The sequence below is a fragment of the Salinibacterium sp. TMP30 genome, from assembly GCF_038397785.1.
Lineage (GTDB): Bacteria > Actinomycetota > Actinomycetes > Actinomycetales > Microbacteriaceae > Rhodoglobus.
The window spans coordinates 1,265,805-1,278,633 of sequence record NZ_CP151642.1; the positions used below are offsets into that span (position 1 = coordinate 1,265,805).

The 12,829-nt window shown below is 58.6% G+C and carries 14 protein-coding genes; all 14 read left to right on the top strand.

Translation table 11 applies throughout. The features are described 5' to 3' along the window. Positions 1-6: 6 nt before the first annotated feature. The 14 genes from AADH44_RS06170 (at position 7) to nusB (ending at position 12,750) form a co-directional block, all read left to right on the top strand. A complete protein-coding gene (locus AADH44_RS06170) occupies positions 7-1,338 on the top strand; it encodes a replication-associated recombination protein A (RefSeq protein WP_341954771.1) in 1,332 nt (443 codons plus the stop codon). Between the two features lie 254 nt (positions 1,339-1,592). Continuing rightward, the gene (gene rpsD / locus AADH44_RS06175) at positions 1,593-2,222 is read left to right on the top strand and encodes a 30S ribosomal protein S4 (RefSeq protein WP_341954773.1); all 630 of its coding nucleotides are present in this window, start codon (positions 1,593-1,595) and stop codon (positions 2,220-2,222) included. 117 nt (positions 2,223-2,339) lie between these two features. After that, positions 2,340-2,702: a DUF948 domain-containing protein gene (locus AADH44_RS06180; protein WP_341954775.1), complete on the top strand. Its 363-nt coding sequence runs from the start codon at positions 2,340-2,342 to the stop codon at positions 2,700-2,702. Positions 2,703-2,770: 68 nt separating this feature from the next. Continuing rightward, on the top strand, positions 2,771-2,998 hold the full coding sequence (locus AADH44_RS06185; RefSeq protein WP_341954777.1) for a hypothetical protein: 228 nt from the start codon (positions 2,771-2,773) through the stop codon (positions 2,996-2,998). 46 nt (positions 2,999-3,044) lie between these two features. Next, a complete protein-coding gene (gene alaS, locus AADH44_RS06190) occupies positions 3,045-5,699 on the top strand; it encodes an alanine--tRNA ligase (protein ID WP_341954779.1) in 2,655 nt (884 codons plus the stop codon). 3 nt (positions 5,700-5,702) lie between these two features. Beyond that, entirely contained in the window at positions 5,703-6,164 is a 462-nt protein-coding gene (gene ruvX, locus AADH44_RS06195; RefSeq protein ID WP_341954781.1) for a Holliday junction resolvase RuvX, read from the top strand. A 3-nt stretch (positions 6,165-6,167) separates the two neighbouring features. Next, on the top strand, positions 6,168-7,493 hold the full coding sequence (gene mltG / locus AADH44_RS06200; protein WP_341954783.1) for an endolytic transglycosylase MltG: 1,326 nt from the start codon (positions 6,168-6,170) through the stop codon (positions 7,491-7,493). A 20-nt stretch (positions 7,494-7,513) separates the two neighbouring features. Continuing rightward, positions 7,514-8,371 carry a shikimate dehydrogenase gene (locus tag AADH44_RS06205; RefSeq protein WP_341954785.1) on the top strand — a complete coding sequence of 286 codons (858 nt, stop codon included), beginning with the start codon at positions 7,514-7,516 and terminating at the stop codon, positions 8,369-8,371. Positions 8,372-8,436: 65 nt separating this feature from the next. Further along, positions 8,437-9,642, top strand: a complete 1,206-nt coding sequence (gene aroC / locus AADH44_RS06210; RefSeq protein WP_341954787.1) for a chorismate synthase — start codon at positions 8,437-8,439, stop codon at positions 9,640-9,642. Beyond that, positions 9,632-10,141 (top strand): shikimate kinase, encoded by a 510-nt coding sequence (locus tag AADH44_RS06215; protein ID WP_341954789.1) that lies wholly within the window; start codon positions 9,632-9,634, stop codon positions 10,139-10,141. Before aroC ends, AADH44_RS06215 begins: the two co-directional genes overlap by 11 nt. Further along, positions 10,138-11,217 (top strand): 3-dehydroquinate synthase, encoded by a 1,080-nt coding sequence (aroB, locus tag AADH44_RS06220; RefSeq protein ID WP_341954791.1) that lies wholly within the window; start codon positions 10,138-10,140, stop codon positions 11,215-11,217. The genes AADH44_RS06215 and aroB overlap by 4 nt, the downstream gene beginning before the upstream one ends. Before the next feature lie 28 nt (positions 11,218-11,245). Beyond that, the gene (locus tag AADH44_RS06225; protein ID WP_341954792.1) at positions 11,246-11,701 is read left to right on the top strand and encodes a type II 3-dehydroquinate dehydratase; all 456 of its coding nucleotides are present in this window, start codon (positions 11,246-11,248) and stop codon (positions 11,699-11,701) included. Positions 11,702-11,772: 71 nt separating this feature from the next. Continuing rightward, positions 11,773-12,336 (top strand): elongation factor P, encoded by a 564-nt coding sequence (gene efp, locus AADH44_RS06230; RefSeq protein ID WP_341954794.1) that lies wholly within the window; start codon positions 11,773-11,775, stop codon positions 12,334-12,336. Next, positions 12,337-12,750, top strand: coding sequence for a transcription antitermination factor NusB (gene nusB, locus AADH44_RS06235; RefSeq protein ID WP_341954796.1), 414 nt, complete (start codon positions 12,337-12,339; stop codon positions 12,748-12,750). The last annotated feature ends 79 nt before the right edge of the window (positions 12,751-12,829 follow it).

Consider the following 12,829-nt stretch of genomic DNA (forward strand, 5'->3'; position numbering starts at 1 on the left):
TGAGCTATGGATGCTTCCGCGACTCTGTACAGCGGGGCCACGCCGCTTGCCGTGCGTATGCGTCCGCTGGCACTTGATGAGATTGTCGGGCAGAAGCACTTACTTAAGCGCGGTTCGCCCCTGATGAGTCTCGCGACGGATGTCGAGGGTAGTCACGGTTCGGCATCCATTATTTTGTGGGGTCCGCCCGGCACGGGGAAGACGACGATTGCCAAAGCCATAGCGCGGGGATCGCAGCGTAAGTTCGTGGAGCTCTCCGCGGTTTCGGCCGGTGTGCGGGATGTTCGCCAAACGATGGACGAGGCCCTCAGCGCACGAGATTTGTATGGCGTCTCTACTGTGCTATTTCTCGACGAGATTCATCGGTTCACGAAGGCCCAGCAGGATGCTCTTCTTCCCGGTGTCGAAAACGGTTGGGTAATCCTGATCGCGGCGACCACCGAAAATCCATCGTTCTCGGTGATTTCCCCATTGCTGTCTCGATCGCTGCTCTTGACGCTCAATCAGCTTGACGATGATGACCTAGGGGAGTTGATCGATCGTGCCGTGAGTGACGACCGCGGTCTCAAGGACGCGGTAGTTCTCGAACCAGAAGCGCGCGCGTTGCTCGTTCGGCTGTCGTCGGGTGACGCTCGTCGCGCACTGACCGCTCTTGAAGCGTCCGCAGTGTCAGCAGCTAACGATGACAACGCGAAGACACCCGCGGTCGTGACGGCTGAGCATGTCGCCAACGCGGCAGATCGAGCCCTGTTGCGCTATGACCGTCAGGGCGACGAGCACTACGACGTTATTAGCGCGTTCATTAAGTCTGTGCGCGGCTCTGATGTTGATGCTGCGTTGCACTACTTGGCAAGGATGATTGAGGCAGGCGAGGATCCGCGATACATCGCTCGGCGCGTGATCATCAGTGCTGCTGAAGATGTGGGCATTGCTGACCCGCAGGCGCTTGTGCTTGCTGTGGCCGCTGCAGACGCTGTGCAGCTCATTGGCATGCCCGAAGGTCGTATTCCGTTGGCAGAAGCTGTTGTGTATCTGGCAACAGCCCCGAAGTCGAATGCTGCCTACGTGGCGTTGGATGCGGCGATTGCCGACGTTCGTGCTGGCAAGATTGGCCGTGTGCCAAAGCCCCTTCGTGATGCCCACTATCCGGGCGCGAAGCGATTGGGCCACGGTAAGGGCTACCGGTACTCTCACGATTCGGAGTTTGGCGTTGTTGCGCAGCAGTATTTGCCCGATGTGCTGAAGGGCACGGAGTACTACTCGCCGACCAACAACGGAAATGAGCGTGAAGTTTCGGCGCGTTTGGCCAAGTTGCGCGAAATCATCCATGGCGACTAGCGTTCTCGACCTGAATGCGGCGATCAGTGCGGCATCCTGCCCTCACAAGAGTCGTGCCGTGTTAGAGTTATGCGTCCCATCGATACGGTTTCGGCGCGCGGCTGCAATGAAACCGAATATCGCGGAGCAAAGGTCTGTAGCCGACCAGTCTCCATTGGGCCATCCCTCTTCTTTCTTCTGGTGTGTTGTGTACGCGCGTTCGCGTGCGAGTAATCACCAGAGTGTTCTTACTTGAATCAATCGAAAAGGATCTTGTGTCTACTAAGTCACGTACTCGCAGCAAGACTCGCCTCTCGCGCGCACTGGGCATCGCCCTCACGCCGAAGGCCGCAAAGTACCTAGAAAAGCGTCCCTATGCTCCTGGTGAGCACGGCCGCACCAGGCGCAAGCAGGACAGTGACTACGCTGTTCGTCTGCGGGAGAAGCAGCGCCTTCGCGCCCAGTACGGAATTCGCGAAGCTCAGCTGAAGATTCAGTTCGAAGAGGCTCGCAAGACTGCCGGTTTGACCGGTGAGAACTTGGTTGAGCAGCTCGAAATGCGTCTTGACGCTCTGCTCGTTCGTTCGGCTATTGCTCGCACGACCGCTCAGGCTCGTCAAATGATCGTTCACCGCCACATCTTGGTTGACGGCCAGCTCGTCGACCGTCCGTCGTTCCGCGTTAAGCCCGGACAGCTCATGCACGTCAAGGCTCGCAGTGAGGGAATGGAAATCTTCCAAGTCGCCGCCGCTGGTGGACACGTGGATGTTCTTCCGAAGACTCCTGGCTACCTTGAGGTAGAAATCGACAAGCTCCAGGCACGACTCGTGCGTCGCCCGAAGCGCGCCGAAGTACCGGTGACCTGTGAAGTTCAGCTCGTTGTTGAGTACTACGCAGCACGCTAACTAACGTACAAAGGGCCGGGGCTTTTGCCTCGGCCCTTTTTCGTTTTCGGCGGCATGTCGGTGCGATTGTCGAATAGCGTGTAACCACCACTTGTTCTGAGACTGATCGGAGTAGCCATGACTGGCGGAGATATTGCAGGGCTCATTGCGGCAGGAGTGTTCGCAATTCTCGTCGGGTTGCTTGCCGTTCCCCTGCTCAAGCTGGGGCGGGTATTCGACGAGACCAGCTCGGCTATCCGTGGGGTGAGTGACAATCTCGACCCCATGCTCACGGAGGCGACATCCACAATTTCTGAGACCAATCGGCAGTTGGCTCGAGTCGACGCGATCACCCGCAACGTCGAAGAAACGACGGGCAACGTCTCAGCACTAGTTGCGCTTGCCGCGGCAACCGTTGGCGGTCCACTGATCAAGATCGCCGGTCTCAGTGCTGGAGTGCGCGCGGCACTGTTGGCCATTCGTCCGAAGCGCCGTCGCTGAGTCACTCACAGCGCCTAAGCTAGTACGGTTCGCGTAACCATCTTGCACCCCAATCTGAAGGAGAAATTATGAAAGGCGCAGTTCTTTTCGTTGTAGGAATTGCCGTCGGTTTCGTGGCAGCACATCAGGTTGCTAAGACTCCCGAAGGCAAGCAGTTTTTCTCGGATATTGATAGCAAGGCTCGGGAATTCACCGGTGCTGTCGTTGACGGATATCGCGAACGTGAAGCAGAGCTTCGCGCCGCTGTCGGCGATGCCGAAGAGGCGCTCTCTGAATTTTCGCAGCGTTCCAAGTAAGACAATCAGGGCCCTCGGGCCGCAATATTGAGTTCCCGGGGATCCCATGCAGACCGCAGACATTCAGAACCGTTGGCTGACCTATTTTGGCGAGCGTGGTCACACCATCGTTCCTTCAGCATCACTCGTCAGCGATGACCCGACGCTGCTGTTTACCGTCGCGGGCATGGTTCCTTTCGTTCCTTACCTCACCGGACTCGTTCCGGCACCGTTTGATCGTGCCACGAGCGTGCAGAAGTGCATCCGAACCCTCGATATCGAAGAAGTAGGAAAGACACCTCGCCACGGAACCTTTTTCCAGATGAATGGAAACTTTTCGTTCGGTGATTACTTCAAAAAGGAAGCAATTCAATTCGCTTGGGAGTTTCTGACCCTTCCGGAAGCTGACGGGGGGCTCGGGTTCCTGCCCGAAGATCTCTGGGTAACGGTGTACGACGACGATGACGACGCCGTCGCCTACTGGAAAGAGACAGCAGGTCTGCCCGATGAGCGTATCCAGCGACTGGGCATGGACTCCAACTACTGGTCGACCGGCCAGCCAGGTCCCGCCGGGCCTTGTTCCGAAATTTTCTTTGACCGAGGACCAGCGTATGGAGCTGACGGTGGACCTGCAACCGACGACGACCGCTACGTCGAAATCTGGAACCTCGTCTTCATGCAGTACCTCCGTGGAGAGGGCAAGGGCAAAGACTTCTCGATCCTCGGCGAACTTCCCAAGCAGAATATTGACACTGGCATGGGCTTGGAGCGCGTAGCATTCCTCAAGCAAGGCGTCGAGAACATGTACGAGATCGACCAGGTTCGGCCGGTGCTCGATAAAGCCGCAGAACTTTCTGGTCGCACGTATGGTGCCGATCACGAAGCGGATGTTCGACTCCGCGTAGTTGCTGACCATGTGCGATCAAGCCTCATGCTCATCGCCGACGGCGTCACACCGAGCAACGAAGGTCGCGGATACGTTCTGCGCCGACTTTTGCGTCGCACGGTGCGCGCGATGCGCCTACTCGGCGTTGAAGGCACGACGTTCGCTGAACTGTTCCCGGAGTCTCGAGATGCGATGAAGGCTGCGTATCCTGAGGTTGAGAAGGACTACGATCGCATTTCTCGCGTCGTGCTCGCCGAAGAAGACACCTTCATGCGTACCCTCGCCAGCGGCACCACGATCCTCGACACGGCTGTTGAGCAGACCAAACAATCCGGTGCTTCTGAACTGCCCAGCGACACTGCGTTCCTGCTGCACGACACGTTCGGATTCCCGATCGACCTCACTCTCGAAATGGCTGCAGAAGCCGGGCTCTCAGTGAACCGCGAAGCTTTCGACACCCTGATGAAGCAGCAGCGTGATCGGGCGAAGGCTGACGCTGGTTCCAAGAAACAATTCCTCGCCGACCTTTCCGTCTATGGTGCGTTCCGTGCATTCGGCGAAACAACCTTCACCGGATACGAAAACCTCGAAACTGACTCAAGCGTGATCGGGATCATCGTTGACGGCGTCTCAGTGACACGGGCGACGTCCGGGCAGATCGCTGAAATCATCCTCGCGGAAACGTCCCTCTACGCCGAGTCCGGCGGTCAAGAGGCAGACGCCGGCGCGATTGTTGGCGCCAGCTACCACCTTGAAGTTCTCGATGTTCAACGTCCGGTAAAGGGACTCATCAGTCACAAGGTCCAAGTAACGGCTGGCGAGGTAGGAGTCGGGGATCCGGCCACCGCGCTCGTGGATGCCGAATGGCGCCGTGGAGCGACCCAGGCGCACTCAGCGACCCATGTCATCCATGCTGCCCTGCGTCAGATTCTGGGTAAGGATGCTCACCAGTCTGGTTCGTATAACAAGGCCGGCTACATGCGCTTGGACTTCTCGTGGTCGCAGGCGCTGTCGGCCGAAACCAAATCTGAGATTGAAGAAGTTGCCAACACTGCGGTGCGCGACAATTTCGAGGTCACCACCAGGATCATGGCACTCGATGACGCCAAAGATTTGGGCGCAATGGCCCTTTTCGGTGAAAAGTATGGCGACACTGTGCGCGTTGTCGAAATCGGTGGGCCATGGTCGCTCGAACTTTGTGCAGGCACTCACGTTGGCCGCTCCTCCGAAATTGGATTGATTTCGCTTGTTGGTGAGTCGTCAGTCGGCTCCTCAAACCGTCGCGTTGAGTCACTCGTGGGTATGAATGCGTTCCGCAACTTTGCCGCAGAACGCGCCATCGTTTCCGAATTGACCACCAACTTGAAGACGCCGCGTGAGCAGCTGCCAGACCGTATTGCGGAACTCATGGCGAATCTGAAGTCGGCGGAGCGCAAGATTGCCCAACTCGAAGCTGGCCAGTTGTCTCTGCGCGTTCCAGCTCTCGTTGACACGGCTCAGGTGCTGGGCTCGGTGAAGGCGGTAGTTGAGAATGTCGGCGAACTTCCTTCGACTGACGACCTTCGTGGGCTTGTGCAGTCAGTTCGAGAGCGACTCGGTTCGGAAGCAGCCGTTGTAGCTTTGGCGGCGACAATCGGCGATAAACCCGCAGTGATCGTCGCAACGAATGATGCATCTCGTGCCCACGGCTTTGCTGCTGGTGCACTTGCTAAAGCCGCGGCCAGTGTGCTCGGTGGCGGTGGCGGAGGCAAGCCAGACATTGCCCAGGGCGGTGGCGCTAATCCAGCAGCTATCCCTGATGCACTTGCGCTCATTACGTCGACCCTCACGGCGTAGCCCATGCGATCGGGTACTCGACTCGGTGTTGACGTCGGAAAGGTGCGCGTAGGCGTTGCACGTAGCGACCCGCAGGGGATGCTTGCGACTCCGGTAGAGACAGTTCAGCGTGCCGACGCTAGCGTGCAGAAAGTTCTTGCCATCGCGGCGGAACACGACGCCGTCGAGCTTGTTGTTGGTCTCCCGATCGCGCTGTCCGGTCGCGACACCGCGTCGACGGGAGACGCGCGAGACTTTGCACAGCAGCTTGCTGACGAATCTGAGCTGCCCGTGCGGCTCGTTGACGAACGGATGACCACGATGAGCGCCAATTCTGCGCTGCGGGCGTCCGGTCGCAACGCTAAGAACTCTCGTTCGGTCGTCGATCAGGTTGCGGCCGTTATAATTTTGCAACACGCCCTCGACTTCGAGCGTTCGGCGGCCACGCCGCCAGGAGAGCTCGTCGAACCGACGCTAGGATCCTGAACTATGGCTGATGAACCGAACTGGGACGATATCTTCGGCGATCAGCCAGAAGAAAACAAACCCAAGTCAGCCCGGGCTGCAGCCTCGCACGGCACGGAGCCCACTGGGGCGTCCTCGACTCACACCCCCGCGGGCGAACAGCCGATGACGCGTCGCGAGGCGCGTGAGGCTCACGAGTCTCGCAACTCGCGCCGATCACAGAACTCCGTCGCAGTCGAGAGCGATCCTTCCGCGCCGCCTCCACCTCGTCGTAAGCGCCGCCTGTGGCTGATCATTGGGCTTCCGATCCTCCTTCTTATCTTGGCCGGCGCAGCGGTTTCGGCCTTTGCCTGGATCAACTACGAAGAAAAGATCCGCGAAGTTCTCGGTTGGGAGCTGACCAATGACTTCGAAGGTTCCGGCAACGGGGAAGAGATTGTCGTTACCGTCAACTCCGGAGATATCGGGTCAGATATCGCTCGCAGCCTCCATGACGCGGGCGTGACGATGAGCTTCACTGCGTTCTACAATTTATTGCTTGCACAGGAGAACGATCCAGCGTTCTACCCCGGCAACTATGCGCTGCAGGGGGAGATGAGCGCACAGTCAGCTCTCGATGCACTACTCGATCCCGCAAATAAGGTCACCGATCGCCTCTTGATCACCGAGGGCACCACTCTGCCGGATGCGTTGGAGATCATTTCTGAAACTACCGGGATTGCTTTGGCGGATGTGCAGTCGGCATCTGAAGATCTCGCCCACTTTGGGCTTCCTGCCGAGGCGATCAGTCTTGAGGGTTACCTCTTCCCGGCAACCTACGAACTAGACGGCGATCAAGACCCCTACGTGGTGCTCGATCTCATGGTCAACACGATGTACGAGAAGTTGGATGCCGCAGGTGTTGCTGTTGAGGATCGCTACAGAATTCTCACGATGGCTGCGCTCGTTCAGCGCGAGGCTGGCCCGAACACCGACGACTTCTACAAGATTTCTCGTGTGTTTTATAACCGCCTAGACCAAGGAATACTGCTTCAGTCTGATGCAACGGTCGCCTACGGTACCGGAAATCTTCACACGGTGTGGACGACGGATTCCGAACGTGCCGACGCGAGCAACCCTTACAACACGTACGCAAACCCCGGTTTGCCGGTCGGCCCCATCGGGCTCCCCGGCGAATTGGCGATCGATGCTGCGATTAACCCTGCCGCGGGGGATTGGCTGTTCTTCGTGCCGATCAATCTCGCGACGGGCGAAACAGTCTTTTCTACAAACGTTGACGACCACGAAGCTGCGGCTCAACGCCTGCGTGACTGGTGCGCAGAGAGTGAAGAGAATGGCAGCTATTGCTAGTCAGTTCTGATAGCGCTGCGGTGACCTCTGATCGATCGAAGCTCGCTGTTCTCGGCTTCCCTATCTCACACTCGCTGAGCCCTGTCATCCATCGCGCCGCCTATGAGACGCTCGGCTTTGACTGGCAGTACGACGCCGTTGAACTGTCGGAAGAGTCGTTACCAGCGTTCCTGAGCGCCCTAGATGGGCGATGGCGCGGACTATCTTTGACGATGCCTCTCAAGCGTGACGTCGTGCCGCTGCTCGACTGGGCTGACCCGCTTGTCGCGCTCGTCGGCGGCGCTAACACGGTTCTGGTCACCGATGAGGGCCTTCAGGGGTACAACACCGATGTTGAAGGTGCGATGCGCAGTTTTCTCGACGCGGGACTCTCACGTTTGGAATCGGTATGGATTGTGGGGGCTGGAGCCACCGCCGCTTCCTTGCTGGTGGCATCCATCCGGTTGGGAGCGGCCCGGATTGAAATCATCGCGCGCACTCCGGCAAAGGCACAACCCCTGAAGGAGCTCGGCGAATCTCTCGGAGCGCGCGTCGTGGTGCGGCAGTGGTATGAACCACCGTCGTCGACCGAGATGCCATCAGCAATCATCACGACCGTTCCTGGTGGAGCGATGGACTTGGAGTTCGACGAGAGTGTGCGCACCGCAGTTGCCCTGTTCGATGTTGCCTACGACCCGTGGCCCAGCGAGGTTGCGAAGAGTTGGATGGCCGTCGGAGGCACCGTGATTTCGGGTCATGATCTCCTGATTAACCAGGCCATCGCTCAAGTGCGCATTTTTGCCTCGGGCTCACCGGATACTCCGCTTGCCGGTGAAGCTGACGCAATTGATGCGATGCGCGCCGCGATCGAGCCTTCACCAGACCACGACCACTCCTGATCGAGCCACGTGGGGTGCGTCTGCCGGGGAGAAAGTCGCTCTCGCTCGTGTGGGAGGATTGAGGCATGCTTCGATGGTTAACGGCCGGTGAATCGCACGGTCCAGAATTGGTCGCAATTCTTGAGGGGATGCCTTCCGGCGTGCCGATCTCTCCTGAACAGATTCAGGCTGATCTGGTGCGCCGCACACTCGGCTATGGGCGAGGCGCTCGCATGAAGTTTGAGCAAGATGAGCTAACGCTGAGTGCTGGAATTCGTTTTGGCGCCACCATGGGCAGTCCGGTCGCCCTGCGAATTGGCAATACTGAGTGGCCGCGCTGGGTTGATGTCATGAGCCCCGTTCCTGTTGATCCTGAAACGCTGCCCAAGGGCCGTGGTGCCGCTCTCACCCGTCCGCGCCCTGGCCACGCCGACCTCACGGGCATGCAGAAGTACGACTTCTCCGAATCTCGCAACGTCTTGGAGCGTGCGAGTGCCCGCGAAACCGCCGCACGTGTTGCGCTCGGCGCGGTAGCCCGGGCATTCCTCGACGGCCTGGGTATCCATCTTGTGAGCCACACCCTGGCGATCGGAACGGTGCGTGCCCCAGAAGGCAGTGCGTTGCCAACGCCCGGGGATGTCGCGACACTGGATGCTGATCCCTTACGGTGCTTTGATCCGGAGACCTCACAGCGCATGGTGGCTGAAGTCGATCTGGCCCACGAGGATGGTGACACTCTGGGTGGCGTTGTGGAGGTACTCGCCTACGGGTTGCCACCGGGGCTTGGCTCGTACACTCACTGGGATCGCCGTCTTGATGCGCAGCTCTCTGCCGCTCTGATGGGCATCCAAGCCATTAAGGGCGTAGAGGTTGGGGATGGTTTTGAGACTGCCGCCCGCCGCGGCTCTGTCGCGCACGATGAACTCGTTCATTCCCCTGACGGTATTTCTCGCGAGAGCGATCGTGCCGGCGGCATCGAGGGAGGGATGACGACCGGTACTGTGCTCCGTGTTCGCGCTGCGATGAAACCAATTTCGACTGTTCCTCGGGCTCTGCGCACTGTTGATATTGCGACGGGTGAAGCAGCAGTTGCGCATCACCAACGTTCTGATGTGTGCGCTGTGCCTGCTGCTGGCGTTGTGGCAGAAGCGATGGTTGCGCTCACGCTTGCCAACTCTGTGCTTGAGAAGTTCGGCGGCGACTCGCTTGGCGAGACCAAGCGAAACCTTGAGGCCTATCTCGCAGCGATCCCCGAGGCATTGCAGACAACACGGGCGACCTATGATCAATGACGGCGGAGCGATCGTTGTCATCATTGGGGCGCCAGGGTCGGGCAAGACGCGTGCAGGCAAGAGACTGGCAAAGATTCTGGACTCTCCGCTGATCGACACTGACAAGGTTGTCGTGGCGTCGCATGGTCCGATCCCGGAACTTTTTGCTGAATTCGGCGAAGAGTACTTTCGCGAGCGAGAGCGCGAAGCAGTTGCCGATGCGCTTCTTCAACCGGCAGTTGTCACCCTCGGCGGGGGAGCCGTGCTCAATGCTGAGACGCGTGCGGATCTTGCATCGCACCGCGTTGTCCAACTGACGATGTCACCGGCCGCGGCACGGCTCCGAATTGCCGGAAGCCGCAGGCCGCTGGCCAAGAATGCGGACGAGTGGCAAAAACTTGTCTCAGCGCGGCAGCCGATTTACGACGAGCTGTCATCCCTCACAATCGATACGTCGCTCATGCCGATGGAAAAAGTTGCGCGCGAAATCGCCGACTGGCTAGGAAATCAACAACAATGACGAGTGAAACTACGGTAATCCCTGTCGCAGGAACCAACCCGTACGAAGTGCTGATCGGACGTGGGCTGCTGTCGAAGCTCAACGAACAGCTGGGTACCCGTGTGGCAAAGGTGCTCATCATTCACCCACCGACGCTCGGCGCCCGAGCCAATGCGCTCCGAGAGTCACTGTCTGAGCGGTACGAAGTGCTGCTTGCCGAAGTTCCCGATGCTGAGGATGCGAAGCGCATCGAGGTCGCCGCATTCTGCTGGCAAATCATGGGACAGACCGACTTCACCCGCACGGATGCCGTGATCGGTTTCGGTGGCGGTGCAGCGACCGATCTTGCAGGCTTTGTTGCTGCAACGTGGTTGCGTGGCGTGAAGCTTATTCAGTGCCCGACAAGTGTCGCGGGCATGGTTGATGCTGCGGTCGGTGGAAAGACCGGAATCAACACCGCCGAGGGTAAGAACCTTGTGGGAGCGTTTTACGCCCCGAGCGCGGTCATTGCCGACCTCGATGTGCTGGAGGATCTTCCCCGCAACGAGATTTTGGCCGGTTTTGCTGAGATCGTTAAGTGCGGTTTTATTGGTGCACCAGAGATTCTTGACATCATCGAAGCCGATGTCGACAAGGTCACCGACCCGCACTCCGCGGAGTTTCGGAGGGTTGTTGAGTTGTCCATCGGGCTCAAGGCTCGAGTCGTTGGCGAAGACTTCACCGAGACTGGGCCTCGCGAGATTTTGAACTACGGCCACACGTTGGGCCACGCCATCGAGCACGCCGAACGTTACCGTTGGCGCCACGGGGCTGCGGTCTCCGTCGGAATGGTGTTTGCTGCGGAATTGGCGCACCTTGCTGGCTCTTTGAGTTCCGAGGTTGTCGATCGGCATCGCAGTATCCTGCAGTCGCTGAGTCTGCCGATTGACTATCCGCTTGGCCGGTGGAACACACTTTTGGCGACGATGCAGCGCGACAAGAAGGCGCGAGCCGGGATGATCCGGTTTGTGGTGCTCGACTCGGTTGGCCGCCCGACGATGCTCAACGGCCCAGACGAAGCGATGCTGTATTCGGCTTACCAAGAAGTCGGGGTCTAGCGGGCGGCTGCCTCGCTAGAGTGGAGCGGTGACTACAGTACTCATCCTTAACGGGCCCAACCTCGGTCGGCTTGGCAGCAGAGAGCCCGACGTTTACGGCGGTGGAACCCTCGTTGAGCTTCAAGCCGCTCTTGCGGCTCACGCAGCCGAGCTCCCGAATGCTTCCGCTGTTTCGCTAGATTTTCGGCAGACCGATAGCGAGACCGAACTCATTTCGTGGTTGCATGAAGCCGTCGACTCAGCATTGCCGGTGATTATGAACCCTGCTGCGTTCACTCACTACTCTTATGCGTTGCGGGATGCTGCGGCTCAAGTGACCAGTGCGGGACTCACGCTTGTGGAGGTTCACATTACCAACCCGCACGCGCGTGAAGAGTTTCGCCATACGAGCGTTATTTCCGGCGTTGCGACCGGTGTGATTGCAGGATTCGGTTTCGAGTCCTACATTCTCGGCCTCGACGCAGTTGCTCGACGACTCAGTTAGACTCGAATGTCGCATTTGTGTTCTTCGCGACCGAACCGCGCATGTGCTCGTCAACAGAAACGGATTTACGTATGGCCTCTACCGCTGACATCAAGAACGGCGTCGTTCTCAACATGGACGGTGGTTTGTGGACCGTAATCGAGTTCCAACACGTCAAGCCTGGCAAGGGCGGTGCGTTCGTCCGTACCAAGGTTAAGAATGTGCGCACCGGCAAGACCGTCGACCGCACGTTCAACGCTGGTGCAAAGATCGAGACTGAGACTGTTGACCGCTCGGACTTCCAATACCTGTACAAGGATGGCGAGAATTTCGTCTTCATGAACACGAGCGACTTCGACCAAATCACGTTGAGCGCTGCCGCTGTGGGCGAAGCCGCGAATTTCATGCTCGAAAATCAGAACGTCACTATCGCACTGCACAATAGCGAGCCGCTCTATGTGGAACTCCCCGCATCCGTGGTTCTGGAAATCACCTACACGGAGCCTGGACTTCAAGGCGACCGTTCGACCGGTGGCAGCAAGCCCGCCACAGTAGAGACTGGCTACCAGATTCAGGTTCCGCTGTTCCTAGAACAGGGCACCCGCGTGAAGGTTGACACCCGGGACGGCAGCTACCTCGGTCGCGTGAACGACTAAATGGGGGCACGCAGCAAGGCGCGTAAGCGCGCGCTTGACCTTATGTATGGCGCCGACGTTCGTGGCGAGAGCATTAACGAAGCGTTGGCAACAGAGTCATCGCGAGCTATGAACGATCCCGCCCGGGCCACCTCATGGGCCTATGCCCAGCAAGTTGTCGTGGGAATCACCCAACACGGTGACGAGATCGACGAGCTCATCGAAACCTACTCGCAGGGGTGGCCGCTTAATCGGATGCCCGCTGTAGACCGCGCTCTGCTGCGCATCGGTCTGTGGGAGATTTTGTATAACGACGAGATTCCGGCCGGCGTTGCGATTTCCGAAGCAGTGGAATCTGCCAAGATCCATTCGACCGAAGACTCCGCCGGCTTCATCAATGGTTTACTCGGTCGAATCGCTGCCAGCAACGAATAGTTAGCCCGTTTGTGACGTAGCGTTACGCACTTGCGTGACGCTACGTTGCAGCGAGCGATGTATAGTCGGTGAAACAGAT

Bases quoted from the DNA above. Each gene is read 5' to 3' on its own strand.
- AADH44_RS06170 (WP_341954771.1), top strand. From the start codon at position 7: ATGGATGCTTCCGCGACTCTGTACAGCGGGGCCACGCCGCTTGCCGTG.
- AADH44_RS06180 (WP_341954775.1), top strand. From the start codon at position 2,340: ATGACTGGCGGAGATATTGCAGGGCTCATTGCGGCAGGAGTGTTCGCA.
- AADH44_RS06185 (WP_341954777.1), top strand. From the start codon at position 2,771: ATGAAAGGCGCAGTTCTTTTCGTTGTAGGAATTGCCGTCGGTTTCGTG.
- alaS (WP_341954779.1), top strand. From the start codon at position 3,045: ATGCAGACCGCAGACATTCAGAACCGTTGGCTGACCTATTTTGGCGAG.
- ruvX (WP_341954781.1), top strand. From the start codon at position 5,703: ATGCGATCGGGTACTCGACTCGGTGTTGACGTCGGAAAGGTGCGCGTA.
- mltG (WP_341954783.1), top strand. From the start codon at position 6,168: ATGGCTGATGAACCGAACTGGGACGATATCTTCGGCGATCAGCCAGAA.
- aroC (WP_341954787.1), top strand. From the start codon at position 8,437: ATGCTTCGATGGTTAACGGCCGGTGAATCGCACGGTCCAGAATTGGTC.
- AADH44_RS06215 (WP_341954789.1), top strand. From the start codon at position 9,632: ATGATCAATGACGGCGGAGCGATCGTTGTCATCATTGGGGCGCCAGGG.
- aroB (WP_341954791.1), top strand. From the start codon at position 10,138: ATGACGAGTGAAACTACGGTAATCCCTGTCGCAGGAACCAACCCGTAC.
- efp (WP_341954794.1), top strand. From the start codon at position 11,773: ATGGCCTCTACCGCTGACATCAAGAACGGCGTCGTTCTCAACATGGAC.
- nusB (WP_341954796.1), top strand. From the start codon at position 12,337: ATGGGGGCACGCAGCAAGGCGCGTAAGCGCGCGCTTGACCTTATGTAT.